Genomic DNA, 24,425 nt, shown 5'->3' with positions numbered 1-24,425 from the left:
TAGCGGTAATGACGCATGCCCGCGCCGATGAGAAGCTGGGGACATGTTGAGTTCGGCGACCACTGCCGTGCGCTGTCTGATCGTCGACGACAGCGCCGCCTTTCGCGATGCCGCCGTGACGATGTTGGCCCGGGGCGGCATCACGGTGGTCGGCACGGCCCAGAACGGTGCCGAGGCGGTGCGCCAGAACACCGAACTGCGACCCGATGTCGCGTTGGTGGACGTCGATCTGGGTGCCGAAAGCGGTTTCGACGTCGCCGAAGAGCTCTCCGGTGTCGCGGTCATCCTGATCTCCACGCATGACGAACAGGATTTGATCGATCTCATCGCGGACAGTTCGGCGCGCGGTTTCCTGCCCAAGTTCGCACTGTCGCCCGACGCGATCCGGGGGGTGCTGTCCCGTTGAGGCTCAGCGCGCGTCGAGGAACATGATCACGGCCCGCACCCGGCGGTGATCGTCGCCGGTCTCCGGCAGGTTCAGCTTCGTCAGGATGCTGCGGACATGCTTTTCGACCGTGCCTTCGGTGACCCACAGTCGCCGACCGATACCCGCATTGGACAGGCCCTCTGCCATCAACGACAACACTTCACGCTCGCGCTCGCTGAGCGCGGCCAGTGGGTCGTTGTGCCGGCGCGCCGACACGAGTTCGGCCACCAGCGCCGGATCGACCACCGAGCCACCGTTGGCGACGCGCTGCAGGGTGTCGATGAAATCGGTGACGTCGGTGACCCGACTCTTGAGCAGATAGCCGATGCCGTGCCCGCCCGCGAGGAGTTCGGTGGCGTGCTCGACGTCGATATGCGCTGAGAGCACGACGATTCCGACGTCGGGGTAGTCCGCTCGGATGATGCGCGCGGCGTCCAGACCCTCGGTGTTGTGGTCGGGTGGCATCCGAATGTCGGTGAGCACCAGGTGCGGTTGCGCCTCGCGCACCTGGCTCAGCAGTTCGGTCGCGTCTCCGGCCTGGCCGATGACGTCGAACCCGGACCGGCTCAACAGACTGGCCAGGCCCTCCCGAAGCAACACGTCGTCGTCGGCGACGACGACCTGCAGAGCGCCCATCACGTCCTCCCCGGCGTCAACTTGGATGCGGCGAGTCATTGTCGCACTTATGGATGCCAGCAGGTAGTGCGAACGGTGGTCAACTGCGCAGACACCGAGGTCGACCTGGGGGAGGGTTTAGGTGTCGAGTCCACCGGTCATCGAGGAGATCGCAATGACTGCAGCCCTGTCCCGCTCCACACACTCCGTCTCACTGCACGATGGTGAGATCGTCGAGGAGTCCGAACTGGGCTCGATGCGCCGGGTCACCGTGGACAACCTGCCGATCCTGAAACGGCTCTCGATCAAAAGGCTTGTGCTGAATCCCGGGGCCATGCGCACTCCGCACTGGCACGCCAACGCCAACGAACTCACCTACTGTGTCGCGGGCACCGCGTTGGTGTCGGTGCTCGACAACGGCAGCAGGTTCTCCAGCTTCGTCGTCACGGCCGGGCAGATGTTCCACATCGACTCAGGTTCGCTGCACCACATCGAGAACATCGGCGCGGGCGTCGCCGAGTTCATCATCGCCTTCCGCAGTGAACGTCCCGAAGACTTCGGCTTCGGCGCCACATTGGGTGCGTTCAGCGATGCCGTGCTGGGCAACACCTATGACCTGCCCGCCGCGGACTTCGCCCAGATCCGCCGCGACACCACCGACCACAAGTTGGCCGCCCGGGTCGGCGCCCCCGACATCTCGGCGTCGGCGTATTTCGAGGACCCGCACAGGTTCGACGTCGAGGCCCAACCCGCGGGCCTGACCTATGCGTACGGCAACGCCCGATTCGCCCGCGACCAGTTCTGGTCCACACTGAAGGACATCTCGATGTACTCGCTGCGCGTCTCCGAAGACGGTATGCGCGAACCACACTGGCATCCGGTGACCGCCGAGATGGGCTACGTGCAGCACGGTGACGCGCGCATGACGATCATGAATCCCGATGGCACGCTTGACACTTGGAACATGACGGCGGGCGACATGTATTTCATTCCGCGCGCCTATCCGCACCACATCGAGAACATCGGAAGCGACGAGTGGCACTTCCTGATCTTCTTCGACCAACCGTTCCCCGCCGACATCGGCTACAGGGCTTCCGCGAGTGCGTATTCGCGTGAAGTCCTGGCCGCGGCGTTCGACACCCACATCGATGATCTGCCGAACTTCCCGCTCACAACGGCAGATCCGCTGATCGTGCCCCGGCGCAACCCCGTCGACCACTGACGGCGGTCGCCCGGCGGCCTGTTCTACTGTGGCAGCTGTGGCGAACCTTCTGACCCGTGTCATCGAATGGCTGCGGGCCGGCTACCCCGAGGGGGTGCCCGGTCCGGACCGAGTGCCGCTTCTGGCGCTGCTGCGCGACACACCGTTGACCGAGGAGCAGATCCACGAGGTGGTGTTCAAGATCGCCGAGGCCTCGGCGCCGGCCGACGTCGCCGACCCCATCACGCCGGAGCGCATCGACGCCTACATCGCCGAGGTCGCCCATTACGACGCGGGCCCCGAGAGCGTTCGCCGCGTCGCCGCGAGGCTGGCCGCGGCGGGATGGCCGCTGGCCGGCCTGGACGACGTGGTCGACGCCGACGACGACGCCGAGGAGCCGACGACCTAGATGGTCGAGGTGTCGATGACGAAGCGGTACCGCACGTCGCTGGCGAGAACCCGTTCGTAGGCCTCGTTGATGTAGGACGCCTCGATGACCTCGATCTCGGGGGTCACGTCATGCTCGGCGCAGAAGTCGAGCATCTCCTGCGTCTCGGGGATGCCGCCGATCATCGATCCCGACAGGCTGCGGCGCCCACTGGCCAGCGGGAACACGGGAATCGGCATCGGGTGCTCGGGAATGCCGAGTTCGACCAGCGTGCCGTCGACGGCGAGCAGGTTGAGGTAGAGGCCCATGTCGAGGTTGGCCGACACCGTGTTGATGATCAGGTCGAACTTGCCCGCGAGCTTCTTGAAGGTGTCGGAGTCGGCGGTGGCGTAGTACTCGTCGGCGCCCAGGCGCAGGCCGTCCTCCATCTTCTTCAGCGACTGCGAGAGCACCGTGACGTGCGCACCCATGGCGTGGGCCAGCTTGACGCCCATATGACCGAGGCCGCCGAGGCCGATCACGGCCACCTTCTTGCCCGGGCCGGCGTTCCAGTGCCGCAGCGGCGAGAAGAGGGTGATTCCGGCGCACAGCAGGGGAGCGGCCTTGTCGAGCGGGATCGAGTCGGGGATGCGCAGCACGTAGTTCTCGTCGACGACGATCGCGGTGCTGTAGCCGCCCTGGGTGGGTGTGCCGTCACGGTCGATGGCGTTGTAGGTGCCGACCATGCCGGTGCCGGTGCAGTACTGCTGCAGACCGGCGTGGCAGTTGTCGCACTCGCGGCACGAGTCGACGAAACATCCGACGCCGACATGGTCGCCTACCTTGTACTTGGTGACCTCGGAGCCGACCGCGGTCACCACGCCGGCAATCTCGTGGCCGGGGACGACGGGGAAGTTGGGCTTGCCCCACTCACCCTTGACGGTGTGGATGTCGGAGTGGCAGATGCCGGCGAACTTGATGTCGAAGGCGACATCGTGCGGTCCGACCTCGCGACGCTCGATCGTGGTCTTGCTCAACGGCCCAGTGGTGGAGGTGGCTGCGTAAGCGGAAATTGTCGTGGTCATGTGTGCGTGCCTCGTGTGATCGTCGCTATGCGGGTAGATATATAGCTTAGCAAAGTTAATTTAATGGCGGCGCAGCGTCGAGCCCTTGGTCAACCCCAACGGAGCGGGGCTGACGCTTCATTCCCCAGAAAGGTAAACCGATCAGAGGCCGGGCGCGCGCAGGCCCGCGTTGAACCCGACGCGCTCGTATTCGACCAGGCCGGCCAGTGCATAGGGATCGGCGGCAATCAGTTCGTCGGCGGCGGAGGTGTCGATGTCCGCGGTGATGAGGATGCCGCCCTTCTGCGACTCCTGACGTCCGGCCAACAGCAGTCGGCCGGCCTTGATCTCACTTTCGATCCACGCGAGGTGGTCGGGCCGGACCTTGTCGACCTCCTCCAGCGGCTGCGTGTAGGTCAGGGTCAGGACGTGGAACATGGAACTCCTAGTTGATGGGGGCGTTGATCCAGCGCAGGTCGTCGAGGATGCCGCGGGCCGCGATGGGCCCCTGTCCGGTCTGCCACACCTCGTTGTTGACCACGAACACCCTATTGTCCCGGGTGGCCGAAAGCTCGCGCCAGGCGTCGCCCTTCATGACCGCCGTGCCGCGCTCCTTGGCGGCGGGGGAGTCGAACGACACGTAGACGATGTCGGCGTCGACCGGGCCGAAGTCGGCACCGTCGGAGTCGTCGGTGGCGATCTCGATGAACGGCTTGTCAGTGAACCGCTGGGCCTCGGGGCGGTCCACGCCGACGACCGACAGGACGCTGCCCGGAAAGTTCTCCTCGCCGAACACGCGCACGCCGTTCTCAGTGAACTGCACCACCGAAGCCTGGAAATGTGTTGCGTCGTTGGCGATTCCGGTCTGGCGGGCATCCTCGTCGAACGAGGTGACCAGGGCGTCCGCTGCGCCCACCCGGCCTGTGGCCGCACCGACCCGGCGAGCGGTGTCCCGCCACCCCGCTCCGGGATCTCCGGTGAACACCGTGGGTGCAATCGCCGCCAACTCGCCGTACGCGTCAGGTGTCAGGGCCCGCGAACCGAGGATCAGGTCCGGCCGGGCTTCGGAGATCGCGGCGGGATCCACGGTGCTGCGTGAGCCCGCGGGCGGCACGTCGAGCACGACCCTGCCCAGATAGGAGGGCTGCGTCTCGGACCCGTCGGGCAGCGCCGCCGCCACGATGCGCGACTGCAGGCCCAGTGCGCACAGCACGTCGAGTTGGTCACCCGAGAGCACGACGATGCGCTGCGGGTCGGCGGGCACGTCCACGTCACCGCGCTCCGTGCCGCTGTCGACCCGTCGCATCGGCTCGCCCGGATCGACCGGGGCGGGTTCGGGTGCGCACGACTCGTCGGGCCTGCGGTGGTTGCCCAACACGCCCGCGCCCGCGACCTTCGTAGTGCTCGTGATCACACTGCGGGACGGCGGGACGGGTTCTTGGCCCTGCGGGGACGAACACCCTGCACAGAGCGTCGCCAGCAGCGCGGTGGACAGGAGATATGCGGCGCGGATCGGCACGGCCCCGACGTTAACACCCGGGTCCGGCGGCCCCGTTTCCCTGACATCTACGACGTCTTGTCGGACCCGGGCTTACGTGAGCGCGGACGGGGGATAGGATCTCCTTGAAGATCGCGCACGATCCCAGGGATTCCGCGGTTTCAGACCCGGATTTTGGATGTTTGGAGGAGTTCTTGACCGCCGAAGCGCCCCCGTTGCGAGAACTCGAGGCGACGCGCCCCTATAAGGAGCGCATGGGCCCCAAGGGCAACCTGATCTACAAGCTCATCACGACGACCGATCACAAGCTGATCGGAATCATGTACTGCGTCGTGTGCTTCATCTTCTTCTTCATCGGCGGCCTGATGGCTCTGCTGATGCGGACCGAGCTTGCCCTGCCCGGGCTCCAGTTCCTGTCGAACGAGCAGTTCAACCAGCTGTTCACCATGCACGGCACGGTGATGCTGCTGTTCTACGCGACGCCCATCGTGTTCGGTTTCGCGAACCTGGTGCTGCCGCTGCAGATCGGCGCCCCCGACGTGGCGTTCCCGCGTCTGAACGCGTTCTCGTTCTGGCTGTTCCTGTTCGGCGCGATGATCGCGACCGCCGGCTTCATCACCCCGGGTGGCGCGGCCGACTTCGGTTGGACCGCCTACTCGCCGCTGACCGACGCCATCCACTCCCCGGGTGCCGGTGCCGACCTGTGGATCATGGGCCTGGCCGTCGGTGGTCTGGGCACCATCCTCGGTGGCGTCAACATGATCACCACCGTGGTCTGCATGCGCGCCCCGGGTATGACGATGTTCCGGATGCCGATCTTCACCTGGAACATCCTGGTGACCTCGATCCTGGTGCTGCTGGCGTTCCCGCTGCTGACCGCCGCACTGTTCGGCCTGGCGGCCGACCGTCACCTCGGCGCGCACGTCTATGACCCCGCCAACGGCGGTGTGCTGTTGTGGCAGCACCTGTTCTGGTTCTTCGGGCACCCCGAGGTGTACATCATCGCGCTGCCGTTCTTCGGCATCGTGTCGGAGATCTTCCCGGTGTTCAGCCGCAAGCCGATCTTCGGTTACACCACGCTGATCTACGCGACGCTGGCCATCGCGGCCCTGTCGATCGCGGTGTGGGCGCACCACATGTACGCCACGGGCGCCGTGCTGCTGCCGTTCTTCTCCTTCATGACGTTCCTGATCGCGGTGCCCACGGGTATCAAGTTCTTCAACTGGATCGGCACGATGTGGAAGGGACAGTTGACTTTCGAGTCACCAATGCTGTTCTCCGTCGGCTTCATCATCACGTTCCTGCTCGGTGGCCTGTCCGGCGTGCTGCTGGCCAGCCCGCCGCTGGACTTCCACGTCACCGACAGCTACTTCGTGGTCGCGCACTTCCACTACGTGCTCTTCGGCACGATCGTGTTCGCCACCTACGCCGGCATCTACTTCTGGTTCCCGAAGATGACGGGCCGCATGCTCGACGAGCGCCTGGCCAAGCTGCACTTCTGGCTGACGTTCATCGGCTTCCACACCACGTTCCTGGTGCAGCACTGGCTGGGTGACGAGGGCATGCCGCGTCGCTACGCCGACTACCTGCCCATGGACAACTTCACCAACCTCAACGTGGTGTCGACCATCGGTGCGTTCATCCTCGGCATCTCGACCATCCCGTTCGTGTGGAACGTGTTCAAGAGTTGGCGCTACGGCGAGGTCGTCACGGTTGACGATCCGTGGGGCTACGGCAACTCGCTCGAGTGGGCCACCAGCTGCCCGCCGCCGCGACACAACTTCACCGAGCTGCCGCGGATCCGTTCGGAGCGTCCGGCGTTCGAGCTGCACTACCCGCACATGGTGGAGCGGATGCGCGCCGAGGCGCACGTGGGTCGCGCCCACGGGCCGGCCGACGGTGACGTCACCCGGCTCGACGGCGAGAACGTTCGCACCTAAGGGATGACCGTGTCCCCTGGTTCGGGGAAGGTGTCTGTCCTCATCACCGTCACCGGTGGTGACCAGCCCGGCGTGACCTCGGCGCTGTTCGAGGTGCTGTCCGCCCACGGCGTGGAGCTCCTCAACGTCGAGCAGGTGGTCATCCGTGGCCGGCTGACGCTCGGGGTGCTGGTGTCCGGGCCGACGGATCTCTCCAACGATGCGGCCTTCCGCGCCGACGTCGAGGCGGCGATCCACGGTGTCGGCCTGGACGTGACGATCGAGCACAGCGTCGACGCCCCGATCATCCGTCAACCGTCGACCCACACGATCGTCGTTCTGGGCCGGCCGATCACCGCGCAGGCGTTCGGCGTGCTGGCCCGCGAGGGTGCTGTGCTGGGCGTCAACATCGACACCATCCGCGGCATCTCCGACTACCCGGTCACCGGGCTGGAACTGCGTGTCTCGGTGCCGCCGGGCGCCGTCGGCGCGCTGAAGACCGCGCTGGCCCGAGTGTCTGTGGACGAGGGCGTCGACGTCGCCGTCGAGGACTACACGCTCGACCGACGGGCCAAACGGCTGATCGTCTTCGATGTGGACTCAACCCTGATCCAGGGTGAGGTCATCGAGATGCTGGCCGCCCGAGCCGGTGCGGAGGCCAAGGTCGCCCAGATCACCGAGGCGGCGATGCGCGGCGAACTGGACTTCGAGGAGTCCCTGCGTGAGCGGGTGTCGACGCTGGCGGGCCTGCCCGCCGAGGTCGTCGACGAGGTGGCCGAACAGCTTGAGCTGACGCCGGGGGCGCGGACCACGATCCGGACCCTGCGTCGCCTCGGTTTCCACTGCGGCGTGGTGTCCGGCGGATTCCGTCAGGTCATCGAACCGCTGGCCGAGGAACTCATGCTCGACTACGTCGCGGCCAATCACCTCGAGATCGTCGACGGCAGGCTCACGGGCCGGGTGGTCGGCCAGATCATCGACCGCCCCGGCAAGGCGAAGGCGCTGCGGGACTTCGCGAGTCAGGTCGGGGTGCCCATGGAGCAGACGGTGGCCGTCGGCGACGGCGCCAACGACATCGACATGCTGTCGGCTGCGGGCCTGGGTGTGGCGTTCAACGCCAAGCCTGCGTTGCGCGAGGTGGCCGACACGTCGCTGAGTTACCCGTATCTGGACACCGTGCTGTTCATCCTGGGCGTCACGCGCGGTGAGATCGAGGCCGCCGACGCCATCGACGGTATGGTGCGACGGGTCGAGATCCCGCCGGTGGACTGACCCCGCGTCAGACCACGGGCCCGGTGGCCGCTGCGGCGGGTGCGAGATCGGCCCCGACCACGCTGGCCCAGGCCCGCGCCAGCAGCGAAACCGCTTCGGCCAGTGTGTCTTCCGGCAGGGTATAGGGCACGCGGATGTAGCGCTCGAGGGTGCCGTCGACGCCGAACCGCGGACCCGGTGGGATGTCGACCCCGAGGCGGGATGCGGCCGCCGAGACCGCGGAACTCGACGGGATGGGAAGTCGCATCCACAGGGCAAGTCCGCCGGTGGGCTGGTTCACGTTGCACTCGTGCCAGTCCGGCAGGTGCTCGGCCAGCAGCCGACGCAGCAGCGCACGCCGGTTCCGGATCAGGTCGCACCGTTCCGGCACCACTCGGTCGGTGACCGCGAGCAGGTGGGCCGCGGCGAGTTGTTCGAAGATCGGCGTGCCAAGGTCCACCGACGGCCGTCGGGCCGCGATGGTGGCCAATGTGGCACGCTCGGCGCGAATCCATCCGATGCGCAGGCCGCCCCAGAAGGACTTGGACATCGACCCGATGGACATCACGAGGTCCGACCGGCGCGTCACGGCGCAGGCCACCGGTGGTGGAACCGGCTGGTCGAGCCAGATGTCGGTCATGGTCTCGTCGATGATGGTGCGCGTACGGGTGTCGGAGATGATGTGCGCCAACTGTTCTCGCTGCGCGGGCGTCATCGTCAGGCCGGTCGGGTTGTGCTGGTCGGGAATGACGTAGGCCAGGTTGGGCGCAAGCTGGCGGATCGCGATGTGCAGCGCGTCGAGATCCCAGCCCTCATCGGGGGCGATCGACACCGGCACCGCGCGCGCACCCGCCGCGGAGATCGCGGCCAGCGCGCCGGTGAACGTCGGCTGTTCGACCAGGACCCGATCGCCGGCCTCCACGAAGGTCGCCAGGATCAGCCCGATGGCGCCCAGCGCGCCGGTGGTCACCATGATCTGGTCGGGTTCGGTGGGAAGGCCGCGCTGGCAGTACCGCTCGGCGATGGCGGCCCGCAGTGGCGCCACGCCATAGAGTTCCAGCCCGGGCAGCCGCAGATACGCGCTGATCTCGCCTGAGGCGGCCGCATACGCCTCGAGAACAGGGGAGGACGGTGCGGACATCGCGGCCTCGGCGAGATTGATCCGCTCGCGAGAGGCGTCGCTGGGTTCGATGGTGACGGGACTGGACTGCGGCGGCAGAGCCACCGAACTGCGGGCACCGCGCTTGGCGTTCAAGTAGCCCTCGTCCCGCATCTGCGCATACGCCGCGGTCACCGTGGTGCGAGAGATGCGCAGGACGTCGGCCAGGGCCCGTTCGCTGGGCAGTCGCGACCCGACGGGAAGCCGGCCGTCGACGATCAGCATGCGCAGCGCGTCGGACAGGCCCTGATGCATGGGTCCGCTGGCAGTGGCGGTGCGCCAGTTGCCCAGTTCGCGGGCCAGAAGATGTACGTCGAGGCGACGGACGGCCATATCTGCGCTCATTACGTGCCAGTTTGCCCCAACTGGCTATTGAAGAACAAGCCACTTCGCCGAAATCATGGGGACATGGCGCGAAACTGGTTACGAGGTGACGGCAGGATCAAGGCGATCCGTCGGGGTTGCACGCAGTGGCTGAGGACTCCTCAGCCACGCGCAGGGTTCGTCGGCGACGACGCCGACCAACGCCGTGCCCACGTCGATCTCGACGCGATCCGGGCCCGTTTCCCAGACCACGCGTGACGGCGGGGCGGGTGGTCCTGCGCGGCACCACGCTGATCACCGGCCTCATCGGCTATGGGTTCTCGATGGCGCTGATGGTCCGCGCCGGCCTCGGCCTGGACCCGTGGGATGTGTTCCACGTCGGCCTGGCGCGGCTGACCGGATGGTCGCTGGGCACCGTCACCGCCACGGTGGGTGTGGCGGTGCTGCTGCTGTGGATCCCACTGCGGATCCGCCCCGGCATCGGCACCGTCGCCAACGTCATCGTGATCGCCGTCGCGGTCGACGTGTCGCTGGCGCTGCTGCCCGCACCCACGCAGATGCCCGTGCGGGTGGCCATGCTCGTCGGCGCCGTCGTCATCAATGCGATCTCCACGGTGCTCTACATCGGCGCCGGTTTGGGGCCGGGCCCACGCGACGGACTGATGACCGGCCTGGTGGCCCGCACCGGTCGATCAGTGCGACTGGTGCGCACCATGATCGAGGCCACCGTCCTGATCGCGGGTGCGCTGCTGGGTGGGACGGTCGGCGTCGGCACCGTGCTCTACGCACTGGGCATCGGCCCGCTGGTGCAGCTCTTCCTGCGCCTGATGCCGAGAAGCCTGCTGTTCGACGACTTCAGCGCGCCCATGACTACCATGGTCGAGTGCCCGAAGCCGATATCGAGTCCGAGGACATCGCCGACCCCGACCTGCTGATCGACTTCCGCGACGTGGCGTTGCGCCGCGCGGGCCGGGTCCTGGTCGGGCCCGTCACCTGGCAGGTTGAACTGGACGAGCGCTGGGTGGTGATCGGTCCCAACGGCGCGGGCAAGACCTCACTGCTGCGCATCGCCGCGGCCATGGAGCATCCGTCGAGCGGAACGGCGTACGTGCTGGGGGAGCGCCTCGGCCGGGTCGACACCGCCGAACTGCGCGCCCGCGTCGGGTTGTCGAGTTCGGCGTTGTCTCAGCGTGTCCCCGACACCGAGGTGGTGCGCGACCTCGTGGTGTCGGCCGGCTACTCGGTGCTCGGCAGATGGCGCGAACAGTACGAAGAGGTGGACTACGCGCAAGCCCTCGACATGCTCGAGAGCGTCGGCGCCGAGCACCTGGCCGAGCGCACGTACGGGACGCTGTCGGAGGGCGAACGCAAGCGCGTGCTGATCGCGCGGTCGCTGATGACCGACCCCGAACTGCTGCTGCTCGACGAACCCGCTGCGGGCCTCGACCTCGGTGGCCGTGAGGAACTCGTCGCCCGGCTGGCAGATCTGGCCGCGGACCCCGACGCGCCCGCGATCGTCCTGGTCACCCACCATGTCGAGGAGATCCCGCCCGGCTTCTCGCACTGCCTCATGCTCTCGGAGGCCAGCGTCGTGGCGGCGGGCCTGCTCAGCGACGTGCTGACCGCCGAGAACCTGTCCAAGGCCTTCGGGCAGCAGATCGCCGTCGACGTCCTCGACGGCCGCTATTTCGCGCGACGGGTACGCCCCCGCGCCGCACACAGGAGGCGCGCATGAGCGACGCAGTGCCGTTGCCCGTCCGTCCGGCCGCGACCGTGATGCTGGTCCGCGACACCGACACCGGCATCGAGGTGTTCCTGATGCGCAGGCATCGGGACATGGAGTTCGTCGGCGGCGTCGTGGTGTTCCCCGGCGGCGGGGTGGACGACCGCGACCGCAACGCCGACATCGACTGGTACGGGCCGCCGCCGTCGTGGTGGGCGGAGCGCCTGGGCGTCGATGAGGACCTGGCGCTGGCCCTGGTGTGCTCCGCCGCGCGCGAGACGTTCGAGGAGTCGGGCGTGCTGTTCGCCGGCCCGCATCAGGACGGCGACCCCGGCATCGTCAGCGACGCCAGCGTGTACGCCGAGGCGCGCGCCGCGCTGGCCGACAACTCCCTGTCGTTCGGGGACTTCCTGCGCAGCGAGGGTCTGGTGCTGCGGGCCGACCTTTTGCGGCCGTGGGCCAACTGGGTCACCCCCGAAGAGGAGCGCACCCGGCGCTACGACACGTACTTCTTCGTCGGCGCACTGCCGTCGGGGCAGCGTGCCGACGGCGAGAACACCGAGGCGGACAAGGTCGCGTGGGCCAAACCCGAGGCGGCACTGCGCGAGTTCGAGGCGAAGCGCATCTTCCTGCTGCCGCCGACCTGGACTCAGCTGGACTCGCTGGCCGGACGCACGGTCTCCGAGGTGCTCGCCGTCGAGCGCAGGATCGTCACGGTGCAGCCCAGCCTGAGCGAGCACAACGGCAACTGGGAGATCGAGTTCTTCGACAGCGACCGGTATAACGCCGCGCGCGCCGGACGGGCGCCGTGACGGCCCCGGTGCCCGAGTTCGTCGGCCTGCACACCCACCCCGAGCATCCCGGGGTGGGCACGCTGCTGCTGTCCCGGCCGCCGACCAACGCCCTGTCCCGGCAGATGCTGCGCGAGCTCACCCAGGTGGCGCACGAAGCCGGCGCGCGCGACGACATCGCCGTCGTGATCCTCTATGGCGGGCACGAGATCTTCTCGGCCGGCGACGACGTGCCCGAACTGCGCACGTTGAGCGCGGCCGAGGCCGTCGTGGCCGCCCGGGTGCGCGACGACGCGATGGCCGCGGTGGCCGCGATCCCCAAGCCCACGGTCGCCGCGATCACGGGCTACGCGCTGGGCAGCGGCCTGTCGCTGGCGCTGGCCGCCGACTGGCGCATCGCCGGCGACAACGTCAAGACCGGAGCGACGGAGATCCTGGCCGGGCTGGTGCCCAGCGCCGCGAGCCTGGCGCGGTTGGCCGAGATCACGGGTCGCAGCCGGGCCAAGGACATGGTGTTCACCGGTCGGTTCGTCGACGCCGAGGAGTCCGAGCTTGTCGGCCTGTTCGACCAGCTTGTGGCACCCGACGACGTCTACGACGCGGCCTGTGCCTGGGCCAAGCGCCACCTCGACGCCCCGGCCGTGGCGGTGGCCGCCGCGAAGGCAATGCTCGACGGCCAGTGTTCCCCGGACGAGCAGCGCCGCCGGTATGAAGAGGTGTTCTCGGCCGCGCTGCACGCCCCGGAGGGCTGACACACCGGCCGGGAACGCCCGCTAGGCTTTCGTGCCATGACGAGCACGCACGAATCCCCGGCTCCCAACCCGCACGCCACCGCGGAACAGGTCGAGGCCGCCCTCAAGGACACTAAGCTCGCCCAGGTCCTCTACCACGACTGGGAAGCCGAGACCTACGACGACAAGTGGTCGATCTCCTACGACCAGCGCTGCGTCGACTACGCGCGGGGCCGCTTCGACGCCGCGGTGCCCGAGGAGATCCAGCGCGAGCTGCCCTACGACCGGGCGCTTGAACTGGGCTGCGGAACCGGGTTCTTCCTGCTCAACCTCATCCAGGCCGGCGTCGCGCGGCGCGGATCGGTGACCGACCTGTCGCCGGGCATGGTCAAGGTCGCCACCCGCAACGGGCAGTCGCTGGGCCTGGACATCGACGGCAAGGTCGCCGACGCCGAGGGCATCCCGTATGAGGACAACACCTTCGACCTCGTGGTCGGCCACGCCGTGCTCCACCACATCCCGGATGTGGAACTGTCGCTGCGCGAGGTGGTCCGCGTGCTCAAGCCGGGCGGGCGGTTCGTCTTCGCCGGAGAGCCCACCACGATCGGCAACCGCTATGCGCGCGAACTGTCGACGCTGACGTGGCACGTCGCCACCAACGTCACCAAGCTGCCGTTCCTGCGTGACTGGCGGCGCCCGCAGACCGAACTCGACGAGTCCTCGCGCGCCGCCGCCCTGGAGGCCGTCGTCGATCTGCACACCTTCGATCCCGCCGATCTCGAGCGCATGGCCCGCAACGCCGGCGCCGTCGACGTGCGCACCGCCAGTGAGGAGTTCACCGCCGCCATGCTGGGCTGGCCGGTCCGCACCTTCGAAGCCGCCGTCCCGCCCGGCAAGCTGGGCTGGGGGTGGGCGAAGTTCGCCTTCGGCAGTTGGACGTCACTCAGCTGGGTCGACGCCAACGTGTGGCGCCGGGTGGTGCCCAAGGGCTGGTTCTACAACGTGATGATCACCGGAGTGAAGCCCTCCTGAAGTTCACACTCGACGACGTCGCCTACCTGACGTCGGACGAGGGCGTCGCGGCCCTGGCCGACGTCGCCGCGCTGCCGTCGTTGGACGGCGTGCGGGATGTCGCGGTGGTGCGGGAGCGTCACGCTGCGCGCGCCCCGGTGCTCATCGAGACCACGCTGCTGCGCCGCAGGGCCGTCGCCAAACTGCCCGACGCGGGGCAGTGGCTGTTCACCGACGAGGCCCTGCAGCAGGCCACCGCCGAACCCGTCGCCGCGCATCGGGCTTTGCGTCTGGCAGGCCGGGTCGTCCACGACGTGACGTGTTCGGTGGGCGCCGACCTGGCTGCACTGCGGCGCACCGCGGCAGAGGTCGTGGGCAGTGACCTCGACCCCGTGCGGGTCGCGATGGCGCGGCACAACCTCGGCGGCGAGGTGCTGATCTGCCGCGCCGACGCACTGCATCCCGTCACGCGTGATGCGGCTGTCGTGGCCGACCCGGCGCGCCGCAGCGAGGGCCGGCGCAGATTCGACCCGCGGGAGTACATGCCGGCCCTCGACGATCTGCTCGAGGTCTGTTCGGACCGCGATCTCGCCGTCAAATGCGCGCCCGGGATCGACTTCGATGCACTGGGGGACATGGGCTTTCGCGGCGAGGTGGAGATCACGTCCTGGGCCGGTTCGGTGCGCGAGGCCTGCCTGTGGTCGCCGGGCCTGGGGGAGTCCGGGGTGACCCGACGCGCCACCGTGCTCGACACCGGTGAACAACTCACCGACGCCGAGGACTCCGACTGCGAGGTCGGCCCGGTCGGGCGCTGGATCGTCGATCCCGACGGGGCCGTGGTGCGCGCAGGTCTGGTGCGTCACTACGCCGCCCGGCACGGGTTGTGGCAGCTGGACCCCGAGATCGCCTACCTCTCGGGGGACACGGTGCCGCCGGGGGTTCGCGGCTTCGAGGTGATCGAGGAGTTGGCGTTCACCGAAAAGGCTCTGCGGCAGGCGCTCTCGGTGCATGACTGCGGTGTCCTGGAAATTCTGGTGCGCGGTGTGAACGTCAACCCGGACGAACTGCGCCGTCGCCTCCGACTGCGGGGGACGGTGTCGCTGTCGGTGGTCATCACGCGCATCGGGGCGGGCGCGAATGCCCGTCGGCGCGCGTTCATCTGCCGATCGGTGCCTGTCGCAGCATCGATCTGACTACGCTGCGAGTATGAGACGGACCCTGGCGGCCGCCGCGGTGGCCGCGGCCACTGCGCTCTGGTCGGCGCCGACGGCCGCGGCCGTGGAACTGTGCAGCGGAATGGGTGGGGCCGTCGACCCCGACGGTCTGTGCCGCGTGCATGTCGAGGACCCGGCCTTCATCCTGGACGCGGCCTTTCCGATCGCCTACCCCGATGAGCCCGCGGTCACCGACTTCATCACCACCACGCGTGCGGAGTTCACCGACGAGGCCCGCGCCCCGGATGCCCGAAATCTGCCGCACGCCTTGGAAATCAAACCTCTGCTCGACGCCACCGAGACCACCCGGTCGGTGACCTTCGAGGTGTATCAGAACTTCGGCGGCGCCCACCCGAACACGTGGTTCAAGTCGTTCAACTACGACCTCGCGCAGAAGCGGGCCATCACGCTGGACACCCTGTTCGCCACCGCCGATCCTCTCGACATCATCGCCCCGATCGTCGAGCGCGACCTGACCGAACGCCTCGGGGTGCCCGATCTGGTGTCGCCTTCGGCGGGACGAGACCCGGCGAACTACCAGAACTTCTCGATCACGCCGTCGCACGTCGTCTTCCATTTCGACCGCGGCGCCCTGCTGGCCGGCGCCGCCGGGGCCCAGGCCGTGCAGATTCCACGCTCGGAGCTTCCCCCGCTGGCGATCTGAGAGCTCGGTATCGTGTGGGCCATGCGCACGCGTTCTGTGGCCGCGGTGGCAGCGGCGTTGGTGTTCAGTGGTTTCGGTGCGGCGACCGCCTCGGCGGCACCGCCCAAGTGTGCGGATCTCTCCGGTGTCCAGGTGGGTTCGACGTGCCAGGTGCAGGTCATCGATCCGGGCTACTCGGTGTCGATCAGCTTCCCGGCCGACTACCCTGACCAGAAGCCCGTGCACGAGTACATCAAGGCGACCCGCGACGGGTTCCTGAACCTGGCCAAGACGCAGGACTCCCGCGTCGCGCCGTACGCGTTGGAGATCAAGTCCACCCAGTACGGGTCCGCGGTGCCCCCGCGGGGCACCCAGACCCTGGTGCTCGAGGCCTACGAATCCGTCGGCGGCGCGCACCCGACGACGTTCTACAAGACCTTCAACTGGGATCAGGGGTTACGCAAGCCGATCACCATCGAGAACCTGTTCCATGAGGGCACCGACCCCTACCCGGTGATCCTGCCGCTCGTGCAGGCCGAGGTGGCCAAGCGGTTCGGTGAGTCCGAGATCTTCCCGGCTGCAGCGGGTCTGGACCCGCTGACCTATCAGAACTTCGCGATCACAGGCGACACGCTGGTCTTCTTCTTCGATCGGGGCGCTGTGCTGTCCGGCGCTGTCGGCGCGTTCGAGGTGAGCATTCCGCGCGGTCCGGTCGACTCGATGATCGCCTGAGCTACTCGGCGCGCAGGCTGTAGACCTGACCGTCGCTGGTGGCGGCTACGACGCTGCGATCGGCGGCGACGGACACCCCGACGGGGAAGCCCGTGGCCTCCGGCAGGGGATGGCTGCTGCGGGTCTGGCCGTCGCGCGGATCGAACGCGATCAGGGCCATCCCGTCGTCCTCGGTCGCGACGGTGTAGGCGAGGTCGGTGCCGGCCTGGCTGGCGGTGGTCAACGACTCGACGTCGCCGCGGCGCCACACCACTTCGCCACGGTCACCGGAATCCTTGATGCCGGTCAGTGCCGCGCCGGGACCGCCGCCCGCGATGAGTGTGCCGTCGGGGGCCACCGTGGGCGGGGTCTGCGCCAGGTATTCCAGTGGCAGTGACCATTTGACGCTGCCGTCGTCGGCGTGCAGCGCCCACAGGCGGTCATCGCGGCCGTTGACGTAGACCGTCGACCCGTCGGCCGACAACGCCGGGGAGGCCAACACGCCCTCGGTCGGGGCGTCGCTGGTCCACTCGCGCGTCAGCAGCGGTTCCTGGCCGGGGCGGTACCGCAGGCCCATCAGGGTCGACTTCGGCGCGCCCGGCTGCCACAGGGTCACGACGAGGATGTTGGAGGCGGGGGAGAACGCGGGGGCCGCGGCCACCGGGCAGCGTGCCCGCGCCGGTGCGCAGTCGGCCAGGCCGCGCTGGGAGTCGGTCGGGTCGACCCCTTCGACCAGGTCCAGCGGGTTGCCGACGACCGTGCCGCGGTGCGCGTCGAACACCAGCACCTGGCCCAGATGCGTCACGACCAGCAGCTGGCCGCCGCCGAGCAGACGCGGGGTGTGCGGCATGCCGATCACCTGCTGGCGCCAGCGGATCCACTGTGTGGGCGGGAACGACAGGATGGCACCGGGCTGGCCCACGTAGACGTTGTCGAAGCCGTCGATCAGCGCGCCGCCGAAGCCACCGCCCTGCACCAGACGGGTGCACCAGCGCTGCCGGCCGTTGTTGTCGTTCTCCCACAGCATCAGCGAGCACCCGCCGGGAGTCTGCGCGTTGGCCACCAGATAGCCACGTGCCCCAAGTCCGACCGCGGCACCGAGATCGCCCTTGACCGACCTGGTCCAGGCCAGCTCGAGATCCGCAGCGCCCTCGGTGGCGGTGTAGCTGCTGTTGGCCGCGTCCGCGTACTGCGCGGCCCAACCGCCGGCCGGTGCGGCCTGCACCCAGGTGTCGTCGTCGGTGCACGCCGTGAGGCTGCTCGCGATCAGGACCGTCCCCGACAGAACGGCAGCCAGCGAGACAAGTCGCCGTAGCACCAGCGTCATTCCCTCCTGGTCGCGATGTGATCGGGGCGCCTACGAGGGTATCCCGTCGGTGATTCGGCCCTCGCGTAGGCTTTCCGGCCATGACGACCATGTGGGGTGCGCCGATCCACAAGCGGTGGCGGGGTTCGCGGCTGCGCGACCCGCGTCAAGCCAAGTTCCTGACCGTTGACTCGCTCAAGTGGGTGCTGGCGAACCGGGCCTACACACCGTGGTATCTGGTGCGCTACTGGCGACTGCTCAAGTTCAAGCTGGCCAACCCGCACATCATCACGCGCGGCATGGTGTTCCTCGGCAAGAACGTCGAGATCCAGTCCACGCCCGAGTTGGCGCAGATGGAGATCGGCCGCTGGGTGCACATCGGCGACAAGAACACCATCCGCTGCCACGAGGGTTCGCTGCGCATCGGCGACAAGGTGGTGCTGGGCCGCGACAACGTCATCAACACCTACCTCGACATCGAACTCGGTGACTCCGCACTGATGGCCGACTGGTGTTACGTGTGCGACTTCGACCACAAGATGGACGACATCAACATGCCGATCAAGGACCAGGGCATCATCAAGGGCCCGGTGCGGATCGGACCCGACACCTGGATCGCGGCCAAGGTGACCATCCTGCGCGGCACCACGATCGGGCGCGGCTGTGTGCTCGGCGCGCACGCCGTGGTCAAGGGTGACGTGCCGGACTACTCGATCGCCGTGGGTGCGCCCGCGAAGGTGGTCAAGAACCGCAAGGTGTCCTGGGAGGCCACCGCGGCCGAGCGCGCCGAACTCGCGGCCGCACTGGCCGACATCGAACGCAAGAAGGCCGCCAAGTAGCGGTTCCGGGGTCAGCCTCAGCCGTAGTCGGGCAGCGGCCGTTCCACGATCACGCGTCGCGGTTGCGGCTGACGTTCCCCACGCTTGGCCGACAGGTAGACCTCGGCGGTGTTGGCGGCCACCGTCGGCCAGGCGAAGTCACCCGTGAGTCGGGCCCGCGCGGCCTCGGCGCGCTGCTGCGCTGAGGCGGGGTCGTCGAGCGCCGCACGCACCGCGGCGGCGAGTGCGGCGACGTCGCGCGGCGGGAACGACAAGCCGGTGTCCCCGTCGATCACGGCCTCACCCAGACCGCCGACGTTGGACGTGACCAGCGGAGTGCCCGTCGCAGCCGCCTCCAGCGCCACGATGCCGAACGGCTCGTAGTGCGAGGGCAGCACCGCGGCGTCGGCGCGGTGTAGCAGCGTCAGCAGCTGCGAATGATCGACCCGGCCAACGAAGTTCGTCGCCTTGAGCACGCGGTTCTTCCGCGCCTGCTCCACCAGGAAGTCCATCTGCGTGCCGTCGCCCGCGATCGTCAGCGTCGTTCCCGGATGCGACCTCCTGATGCGCGGCAGCGCGGCGATCGCGTCGTGCACACCCTTCTCGTACTCGAGGCGGCCGAAGTACAGCAGTTCGGGGGCGCCGTCGTGGGGGAGGCGTTTGGCGAACGGCCAACCGTCGGTGTCGATTCCGTTCGGGATGACCGTGATCTCGGCCAGACCCGGGCCGAACAGCGTCGTGATCTCCTCACGCATCGAGGCCGAACACGTGATGAGCGAATCGGATTCGTGGACCAGCCATGACTCCAGCGCGTGCACCTGCCTGCTGACCGCACCCGAAACCCAGCCCGAGTGCCGTCCCGCTTCGGTGGCATGGATCGTGGAGACCAGTGGCACGTCGAAGAATTCGGCCAGCGCGACGGCGGGATGCGCGACCAGCCAGTCGTGCGCGTGCACCACATCGGGTTGCCAGTCCGACAGGCTGAAACCGGCCCGGACCATCGAATGGCCCATGGCCAGCGTCCAGGCCATCATGTCGGTGCCGAACGTGAACTCGTGCGGGTCCTGCGCGGCGGCGATGACCCGCACACCCTCGCTGACCGTGTCGGTCGTCGGGTGCGACGCGGGATCGGTGCCGGTCGGTCGGCGCGACAGCACGACGACCTCATGGCCCGCGGCCACCAGGTCGGTGGCCAGGTGATGGACGTGGCGGCCGAGACCGCCGATCACGACAGGTGGGTACTCCCACGACACCATCAGGATCTTCATGGCCGTGGCAACCGCCTGGCGTCCAGTGCGCCGAACAGGCCGTCGGCGCGGTTCCAGCCCTCGGCCAGTCGGGTGGCGGTGTCGGCGCGCCCCGAGGCCAGTGCGCCGGCGATCTCCCGCGTTGCATGGGCGTGCAGATGCGCGCGGTACCGCGCGTACTCCGCCGCCGAGTCCTTGCTGACCATGAACGGCCAGTCCGACGACACCGTCAGCAGTGTCTCGCGCAGGATCTGGTCGGCCACGAAGCTGCGCGCCGGGGTGCGTCCCGGTGCGTCGGTCTGGGCCAGCACCTTGTCCACCGTGGTGAGTGCGGTGTCGACCACCTCGGCGTTGAGCTGGACCAGGTCGGCCACCTTCTCACCGGACCACACTTGCCAGTCCTTGCCGGAACCCCAAGAGCTGGGCGGCAATTCGACGGGGCTGCCGACATATCCGCCGGCGGTCGCGTCCCGCAGGGTGCCGACCTGGACGCCGGCCTCGGGCAGCGCCCGCAGCACGCGTCCCAGCCACGTCGGGCCCTCGTACCACCAGTGTCCGAACAGTTCGGTGTCGAACGCGGCCACGACGTGCGCGGGCCTGCCGATCCGCTCGGACTCCGCGATGAGGCGACGGCGGATGACGTCGACGAAGTCGGCGACGTGGGCGTCGATCGCGGCGTCCGCGCGCTGCGGGTCATACGGCGCCTTGGCGTCCGAGGGGACGTTGCGGCCCGTGACGCGCGCGGGCTTGAGGCCCGTGGTGTGGTCGTAGGTGTGGAAGTCGCGGTAGGCCGCGTGGCCGGGGTAACCGGACTTCGGCGACCACACGCGGTAGCTGACCTGCAGGTCGCGTCCGAAGGCCAGGACGTCGCTGTCGCCGACCGGGCGGCCAAGCGCGGTGTCGCCGTGCAGTGACGGACCGTCGACCATGAAGTGGCCGACCCCGGCAGCGCTGTAGTCGCGCTCCATTCCGGGGGCGTAGGCGCATTCGGGGGCCCAGATGCCGGTCGGGGTGTGGGCGAAGCGGTGCTGGGCGTCGGCCAGGCCCTCGCGGAGCGCGAACTCCCGCAGGCGCGGATGCAGCAGTGGCTGGAACGGATGAGCCAACGGACCGCCGAGCAGCTCGATGGTCTGGCCGTCGACCAGTTCGCGCAGCAGTGGGCTCGCGCCGTGACGCCACAGCGTCTCGAAGTCCTCGATCGCCTGCGTGGCCTCGGCAAGCTCGCGAATCCCGAACTCGCGCAGGGATTCTGAATCCGAGGTGGTGGCCTGCAGCGCACGCAACCGCCAATTGGCGAGCCAGTGCCGCATGCCGTCGAGGCAGTAGGGGTCATCGAGTTGCGCGGTGACCACGGGCGTCATCCCGAGCGTGAGCAGGCCGCGCCGATCCTCGGCGGCCAGCGTGCGCAGCACGCGCATCAGCGGCAGGTAGGCCGCCGACCAGGACTGGTACAGCCACTCCTCACCGACCGGCCAGCGACCATGATGCGCAAGCCACGGCAGGTGGGTGTGCAGGACGAGGGTGAAAAGCCCCGGGACTTCTTTCACGGGCGTACCGCAATCGCCACTAGATCGAGGCTCTCGTCGATGTCACGTTCGGAGTCGCGCAGCAGGTCGAAGTCCGCGCTGGTCACGCCCGCCACATCGGCCAGCAGATCCTCGGGCCAGGGCGCGTCGGCCAGGGCCCGGGCGATCTGCGCGGAGATGATGGACCCGCCGTGCTTGGCGTCGAGTGCCTCCAGGGCCGGGCCGTGGAACACCCCGTACATGGCCTCCAGGTGGAAGCCCCCGTCGACGAGCAGTTCGGTCAGTTCTGCCGCGTTGAGTTCGCGGGTGTGGAACGGGTTGACGGGGGTGTCGCTGCCGGGCGTGAAGGTGATCCGGTTGGGCGTCGACATCAGCAGCAGGCCGCCCGGGCGAAGCACCCGCAGACACTCCGAGACGAACTGTGACTGATCCCACAGATGTTCGATGACCTGGAAGTTGACCACAACGTCGACGGACGCGTCGGGAAGCGGAAGCTCGGCCAGATTGCCCTGGTGCGCCTCGACTCGGGGGTACCGCGCTTGGACGTGCGCGACCGCGGATTCGTCGTAGTCCACGCCGATCACGCGGCGCGCGACGCCGGCGAGCAGATCGGCCCCGTAGCCCTCGCCGAAACCGGCTTCGAGCACGTCTCTGCCCGCGCAGCGGTCGGCAAGCTGCAGGTAAACCACCTCGTGGCGGCGGAACCAGTAGTTCTCGATGTCCAAACCGGGAATCGTGCGCTCGCCGGTCAGCGGCAGCTCCGAGGGTGCCTCGGGGCGGGCGTCGGCGGGTCGTTCGGCGGGGGTCGGGTCGACGGGTCCGTCGGTCACGAATGAGCTCATTGTGAAGGCAGGCTAACCCGTCGGCGTTCGGCGACACAGCGCACCGGAAGTCTTGCGAGGCATGTGGGGGCAGAACATGCAGCGTGCTCGGTTATGGTGTACGAGCGGACCGCCATAAGTTACCCGCTAGTAACATTGCGAGGTGGCCCGAAACACCGGCCCAAGGCCCAAGCTCCTCACGGCAGTTCACGCCGCCGTGGGGCCCGTCGAGGAGGACGAACCAGAGTCATGACGAACATCGTGGTCCTGATCAAACAGGTCCCAGACACGTGGTCGGAGCGAAAGCTGTCCGACGGTGACTTCACGCTTGACCGTGAGGCCGCTGACGCTGTTCTGGATGAAATCAACGAGCGCGCCGTCGAAGAGGCGCTCCTCATCAAGGAGAGGGAGGGCGGCGAGGGCACTGTCACGGTGCTGACCGCCGGTCCCGAGCGCGCCACCGAGGCGATCCGCAAGGCCCTGTCGATGGGCGCCGACAACGCCGTCCACGTCAAGGATGACGGCCTGCACGGCTCCGACGTGATCCAGACCGGGTGGGCGCTGGCCCGCGCGCTGGGCACCATCGAGGGCGTCGAACTGGTCATCGCAGGCAACGAGGCCACCGACGGTGTCGGCGGCGCAGTGCCCGCGGTCATCGCCGAGTACCTGGGCCTGCCGCAGCTGACCCACGTGCGCAAGCTGAACGTCGAGGGCGGCAAGGTCACCGGCGAGCGCGAGACCGACGACGGTGTGTTCACCCTCGAGGCCAGCCTGCCGGCCATCGTGAGCGTCAACGAGAAGATCAACGAGCCCCGCTTCCCGTCCTTCAAGGGCATCATGGCCGCGAAGAAGAAGGAAGTCACCACGCTGAGCCTGGCCGAGATCGGCGTCGAGGCCGACGAGGTGGGCGTGGCCAACGCCGGTTCGACCGTGCTGTCGTCCACCCCGAAGCCGCCGAAGACGGCCGGCGAGAAGATCACCGACGAGGGCGACGGCGGCACCAAGATCGCCGAGTACCTGGTTGGCCAGAAGCTGATCTAGACCTTCCATCGAGAGCAAAGAGGCTACATACCCATGGCTGAAGTATTGGTGCTCGTCGAGCACGCCGAAGGTGCCCTGAAGAAGGTCACCGCCGAACTCATCACCGCCGCCCGTGCGCTCGGTGAGCCGTCCGCCGTCGTGGTGGCCGCTCCGGGCACCGCGGCCGGTCTGGCCGATGACCTGAAGGCCGCCGGTGCGGCCAAGATCTACGTCGCCGAGTCCGCCGACGTCGATTCCTACCTGATCACCCCCTTCGTCGACGTGCTGGCCGCGCTCGTCGAGCAGGCCGCTCCGGCTGCCGTGCTCATCGCCGCCAACGCGGACGGCAAGGAGATCGCCGGTCGTCTGGCCGCGCGTCAGGGCTCGGGCCTGCTGGTGGACGTCGTCGAGGTCAAAGAGGGCGCCAAGGGCATCCACTCGATCTTCGGTGGCGCCTTCACCGTCGAGGCCCAGGCCAACGGTGACGCCCCGGTGATCACCGTGCGTCCGGGTGCCGTCGAGGCCGAGCCCGCCGCCGGTGCCGGCGAGCAGGTCGCCGTCGAGGTGCCCGCGCAGGCCGAGAACGCCACCAAGATCACCGCGCGTGAGCCCGCGGTGGCCGGCGACCGTCCCGAGCTCACCGAGGCTTCGGTGGTCGTCGCCGGTGGCCGTGGTGTCGGGTCCGCCGAGAAGTTCTCCATCGTCGAGGAGCTCGCCGACTCTCTCGGTGGCGCCGTCGGTGCCTCGCGTGCCGCGGTGGACTCGGGCTACTACCCGGGTCAGTTCCAGGTGGGTCAGACCGGCAAGACCGTGTCGCCGCAGCTGTACATCGCGCTGGGCATCTCCGGCGCCATCCAGCACCGTGCCGGCATGCAGACCTCGAAGACCATCGTCGCCGTCAACAAGGACGAAGAGGCGCCGATCTTCGAGATCGCCGATTACGGCATCGTGGGTGACCTGTTCAATGTCACCCCGCAGCTGACCGAGGCGGTCAAGGCTCGCAAGGGCTGAGTCCGCTTCGAGATTGGCCCCCCGGGA

The 24,425-nt window shown here is 68.3% G+C and carries 25 protein-coding genes; 16 read left to right on the top strand and 9 right to left on the bottom strand.

The window, feature by feature from the left end; genetic code table 11:
* Positions 1-43: 43 nt before the first annotated feature.
* Positions 44-406: a response regulator gene (locus G6N34_RS15275; RefSeq protein WP_179965762.1), complete on the top strand. Its 363-nt coding sequence runs from the start codon at positions 44-46 to the stop codon at positions 404-406.
* 3 nt (positions 407-409) lie between these two features.
* On the opposite strand, the gene G6N34_RS15270 is transcribed toward G6N34_RS15275, so the two are convergent.
* Complete coding sequence (locus G6N34_RS15270) at positions 410-1,063, bottom strand: response regulator (RefSeq protein ID WP_085151493.1); 654 nt, start codon at positions 1,061-1,063, stop codon at positions 410-412.
* Positions 1,064-1,217: 154 nt separating this feature from the next.
* Here G6N34_RS15270 and G6N34_RS15265 point away from each other — a divergent pair, with 154 nt between their 5' ends.
* Both G6N34_RS15265 and G6N34_RS15260 read left to right on the top strand, forming a co-directional pair.
* Complete coding sequence (locus G6N34_RS15265) at positions 1,218-2,264, top strand: cupin domain-containing protein (RefSeq protein WP_085151845.1); 1,047 nt, start codon at positions 1,218-1,220, stop codon at positions 2,262-2,264.
* Positions 2,265-2,301: 37 nt separating this feature from the next.
* Positions 2,302-2,652: a DUF3349 domain-containing protein gene (locus G6N34_RS15260; protein WP_234812862.1), complete on the top strand. Its 351-nt coding sequence runs from the start codon at positions 2,302-2,304 to the stop codon at positions 2,650-2,652.
* On the opposite strand, the gene G6N34_RS15255 is transcribed toward G6N34_RS15260, so the two are convergent.
* The 3 genes from G6N34_RS15255 to G6N34_RS15245 form a co-directional block, all read right to left on the bottom strand.
* Positions 2,649-3,695, bottom strand: coding sequence for an NAD(P)-dependent alcohol dehydrogenase (locus tag G6N34_RS15255; protein ID WP_085151495.1), 1,047 nt, complete (start codon positions 3,693-3,695; stop codon positions 2,649-2,651). The genes G6N34_RS15260 and G6N34_RS15255 overlap by 4 nt on opposite strands.
* A 141-nt stretch (positions 3,696-3,836) precedes the next feature.
* On the bottom strand, positions 3,837-4,112 hold the full coding sequence (locus G6N34_RS15250; protein WP_085151496.1) for a YciI family protein: 276 nt from the start codon (positions 4,110-4,112) through the stop codon (positions 3,837-3,839).
* Between the two features lie 7 nt (positions 4,113-4,119).
* Complete coding sequence (locus tag G6N34_RS15245) at positions 4,120-5,193, bottom strand: iron-siderophore ABC transporter substrate-binding protein (RefSeq protein ID WP_179965761.1); 1,074 nt, start codon at positions 5,191-5,193, stop codon at positions 4,120-4,122.
* Between the two features lie 173 nt (positions 5,194-5,366).
* Between G6N34_RS15245 and ctaD the strand changes: the two genes are divergently transcribed.
* The gene (gene ctaD, locus G6N34_RS15240; RefSeq protein WP_085151847.1) at positions 5,367-7,112 is read left to right on the top strand and encodes an aa3-type cytochrome oxidase subunit I; all 1,746 of its coding nucleotides are present in this window, start codon (positions 5,367-5,369) and stop codon (positions 7,110-7,112) included.
* A gap of 3 nt (positions 7,113-7,115) precedes the next feature.
* Positions 7,116-8,363, top strand: a complete 1,248-nt coding sequence (gene serB / locus G6N34_RS15235) for a phosphoserine phosphatase SerB (protein WP_085151497.1) — start codon at positions 7,116-7,118, stop codon at positions 8,361-8,363.
* A gap of 7 nt (positions 8,364-8,370) precedes the next feature.
* On the opposite strand, the gene yczR is transcribed toward serB, so the two are convergent.
* Positions 8,371-9,846 carry a MocR-like transcription factor YczR gene (gene yczR, locus G6N34_RS15230; protein WP_085151498.1) on the bottom strand — a complete coding sequence of 492 codons (1,476 nt, stop codon included), beginning with the start codon at positions 9,844-9,846 and terminating at the stop codon, positions 8,371-8,373.
* A gap of 302 nt (positions 9,847-10,148) precedes the next feature.
* Here yczR and yczE point away from each other — a divergent pair, with 302 nt between their 5' ends.
* Genes yczE through G6N34_RS15190 form a run of 8 tightly spaced genes read left to right on the top strand, consistent with a single transcriptional unit; the run spans position 10,149 to position 16,670 of the window.
* Positions 10,149-10,760, top strand: coding sequence for a membrane protein YczE (yczE, locus tag G6N34_RS15225; RefSeq protein WP_234812874.1), 612 nt, complete (start codon positions 10,149-10,151; stop codon positions 10,758-10,760).
* The gene (locus tag G6N34_RS15220) at positions 10,709-11,560 is read left to right on the top strand and encodes an ABC transporter ATP-binding protein (RefSeq protein WP_085151500.1); all 852 of its coding nucleotides are present in this window, start codon (positions 10,709-10,711) and stop codon (positions 11,558-11,560) included. The genes yczE and G6N34_RS15220 overlap by 52 nt, the downstream gene beginning before the upstream one ends.
* On the top strand, positions 11,557-12,360 hold the full coding sequence (locus tag G6N34_RS15215; protein ID WP_085151501.1) for an NUDIX hydrolase: 804 nt from the start codon (positions 11,557-11,559) through the stop codon (positions 12,358-12,360). Before G6N34_RS15220 ends, G6N34_RS15215 begins: the two co-directional genes overlap by 4 nt.
* An 8-nt stretch (positions 12,361-12,368) precedes the next feature.
* Complete coding sequence (locus G6N34_RS15210) at positions 12,369-13,091, top strand: enoyl-CoA hydratase (RefSeq protein ID WP_085151848.1); 723 nt, start codon at positions 12,369-12,371, stop codon at positions 13,089-13,091.
* Between the two features lie 36 nt (positions 13,092-13,127).
* Positions 13,128-14,102: a class I SAM-dependent methyltransferase gene (locus tag G6N34_RS15205; RefSeq protein WP_085151502.1), complete on the top strand. Its 975-nt coding sequence runs from the start codon at positions 13,128-13,130 to the stop codon at positions 14,100-14,102.
* Positions 14,060-15,274 carry a THUMP-like domain-containing protein gene (locus G6N34_RS15200; protein WP_276061701.1) on the top strand — a complete coding sequence of 405 codons (1,215 nt, stop codon included), beginning with the start codon at positions 14,060-14,062 and terminating at the stop codon, positions 15,272-15,274. Before G6N34_RS15205 ends, G6N34_RS15200 begins: the two co-directional genes overlap by 43 nt.
* Positions 15,275-15,287: 13 nt before the next feature.
* Positions 15,288-15,959 (top strand): esterase, encoded by a 672-nt coding sequence (locus G6N34_RS15195; protein WP_133057751.1) that lies wholly within the window; start codon positions 15,288-15,290, stop codon positions 15,957-15,959.
* Positions 15,960-15,980: 21 nt separating this feature from the next.
* On the top strand, positions 15,981-16,670 hold the full coding sequence (locus tag G6N34_RS15190) for an esterase (RefSeq protein WP_085151504.1): 690 nt from the start codon (positions 15,981-15,983) through the stop codon (positions 16,668-16,670).
* Between the two features lies 1 nt (position 16,671).
* Here G6N34_RS15190 and G6N34_RS15185 read toward each other — a convergent pair whose 3' ends face one another.
* Entirely contained in the window at positions 16,672-17,976 is a 1,305-nt protein-coding gene (locus G6N34_RS15185) for a BamB-related PQQ repeat family beta-propellar protein (RefSeq protein ID WP_109788451.1), read from the bottom strand.
* Positions 17,977-18,056: 80 nt separating this feature from the next.
* Here G6N34_RS15185 and G6N34_RS15180 point away from each other — a divergent pair, with 80 nt between their 5' ends.
* On the top strand, positions 18,057-18,794 hold the full coding sequence (locus G6N34_RS15180; RefSeq protein ID WP_085151505.1) for an acyltransferase: 738 nt from the start codon (positions 18,057-18,059) through the stop codon (positions 18,792-18,794).
* A gap of 17 nt (positions 18,795-18,811) precedes the next feature.
* Here the strand turns inward: G6N34_RS15180 and G6N34_RS15175 are convergent, their stop codons facing one another.
* From G6N34_RS15175 to G6N34_RS15165, 3 genes are read right to left on the bottom strand one after another with little or no spacing between them, the layout of a single operon-like run.
* A complete protein-coding gene (locus tag G6N34_RS15175) occupies positions 18,812-20,041 on the bottom strand; it encodes a glycosyltransferase family 4 protein (RefSeq protein ID WP_085151506.1) in 1,230 nt (409 codons plus the stop codon).
* Positions 20,038-21,567: a 1,4-alpha-glucan branching protein domain-containing protein gene (locus G6N34_RS15170; protein ID WP_085151507.1), complete on the bottom strand. Its 1,530-nt coding sequence runs from the start codon at positions 21,565-21,567 to the stop codon at positions 20,038-20,040. The genes G6N34_RS15175 and G6N34_RS15170 overlap by 4 nt, the downstream gene beginning before the upstream one ends.
* Complete coding sequence (locus G6N34_RS15165; RefSeq protein ID WP_085151508.1) at positions 21,564-22,388, bottom strand: class I SAM-dependent methyltransferase; 825 nt, start codon at positions 22,386-22,388, stop codon at positions 21,564-21,566. The genes G6N34_RS15170 and G6N34_RS15165 overlap by 4 nt, the downstream gene beginning before the upstream one ends.
* A gap of 228 nt (positions 22,389-22,616) precedes the next feature.
* On the opposite strand from G6N34_RS15165, the gene G6N34_RS15160 reads away from it, so the two are divergent.
* Both G6N34_RS15160 and G6N34_RS15155 read left to right on the top strand, forming a co-directional pair.
* Entirely contained in the window at positions 22,617-23,408 is a 792-nt protein-coding gene (locus tag G6N34_RS15160; RefSeq protein WP_085151509.1) for an electron transfer flavoprotein subunit beta/FixA family protein, read from the top strand.
* 33 nt (positions 23,409-23,441) lie between these two features.
* Complete coding sequence (locus G6N34_RS15155) at positions 23,442-24,398, top strand: electron transfer flavoprotein subunit alpha/FixB family protein (RefSeq protein WP_085151510.1); 957 nt, start codon at positions 23,442-23,444, stop codon at positions 24,396-24,398.
* The last annotated feature ends 27 nt before the right edge of the window (positions 24,399-24,425 follow it).

Origin of the sequence: Mycolicibacterium confluentis (assembly GCF_010729895.1) — a bacterium.
GTDB classification, from domain to species: Bacteria; Actinomycetota; Actinomycetes; order Mycobacteriales; family Mycobacteriaceae; genus Mycobacterium; species Mycobacterium confluentis.
The sequence above is the reverse complement of the archived record's forward strand: the minus strand, read 5'-3'. Positions and strand labels throughout refer to the sequence as shown.

Bases quoted from the DNA above. Each gene is read 5' to 3' on its own strand.
- G6N34_RS15215 (WP_085151501.1), top strand. From the start codon at position 11,557: ATGAGCGACGCAGTGCCGTTGCCCGTCCGTCCGGCCGCGACCGTGATG.
- G6N34_RS15270 (WP_085151493.1), bottom strand. From the start codon at position 1,063: ATGGGCGCTCTGCAGGTCGTCGTCGCCGACGACGACGTGTTGCTTCGG.
- G6N34_RS15255 (WP_085151495.1), bottom strand. From the start codon at position 3,695: ATGACCACGACAATTTCCGCTTACGCAGCCACCTCCACCACTGGGCCG.
- serB (WP_085151497.1), top strand. From the start codon at position 7,116: ATGACCGTGTCCCCTGGTTCGGGGAAGGTGTCTGTCCTCATCACCGTC.
- G6N34_RS15185 (WP_109788451.1), bottom strand. From the start codon at position 17,976: ATGACGCTGGTGCTACGGCGACTTGTCTCGCTGGCTGCCGTTCTGTCG.
- yczR (WP_085151498.1), bottom strand. From the start codon at position 9,846: ATGAGCGCAGATATGGCCGTCCGTCGCCTCGACGTACATCTTCTGGCC.
- G6N34_RS15195 (WP_133057751.1), top strand. From the start codon at position 15,288: ATGAGACGGACCCTGGCGGCCGCCGCGGTGGCCGCGGCCACTGCGCTC.
- G6N34_RS15155 (WP_085151510.1), top strand. From the start codon at position 23,442: ATGGCTGAAGTATTGGTGCTCGTCGAGCACGCCGAAGGTGCCCTGAAG.
- G6N34_RS15250 (WP_085151496.1), bottom strand. From the start codon at position 4,112: ATGTTCCACGTCCTGACCCTGACCTACACGCAGCCGCTGGAGGAGGTC.
- G6N34_RS15275 (WP_179965762.1), top strand. From the start codon at position 44: ATGTTGAGTTCGGCGACCACTGCCGTGCGCTGTCTGATCGTCGACGAC.
- G6N34_RS15205 (WP_085151502.1), top strand. From the start codon at position 13,128: ATGACGAGCACGCACGAATCCCCGGCTCCCAACCCGCACGCCACCGCG.
- G6N34_RS15175 (WP_085151506.1), bottom strand. From the start codon at position 20,041: ATGAAGATCCTGATGGTGTCGTGGGAGTACCCACCTGTCGTGATCGGC.
- G6N34_RS15265 (WP_085151845.1), top strand. From the start codon at position 1,218: ATGACTGCAGCCCTGTCCCGCTCCACACACTCCGTCTCACTGCACGAT.
- G6N34_RS15190 (WP_085151504.1), top strand. From the start codon at position 15,981: ATGCGCACGCGTTCTGTGGCCGCGGTGGCAGCGGCGTTGGTGTTCAGT.
- G6N34_RS15180 (WP_085151505.1), top strand. From the start codon at position 18,057: ATGACGACCATGTGGGGTGCGCCGATCCACAAGCGGTGGCGGGGTTCG.
- G6N34_RS15160 (WP_085151509.1), top strand. From the start codon at position 22,617: ATGACGAACATCGTGGTCCTGATCAAACAGGTCCCAGACACGTGGTCG.
- yczE (WP_234812874.1), top strand. From the start codon at position 10,149: ATGGCGCTGATGGTCCGCGCCGGCCTCGGCCTGGACCCGTGGGATGTG.
- G6N34_RS15165 (WP_085151508.1), bottom strand. From the start codon at position 22,388: ATGAGCTCATTCGTGACCGACGGACCCGTCGACCCGACCCCCGCCGAA.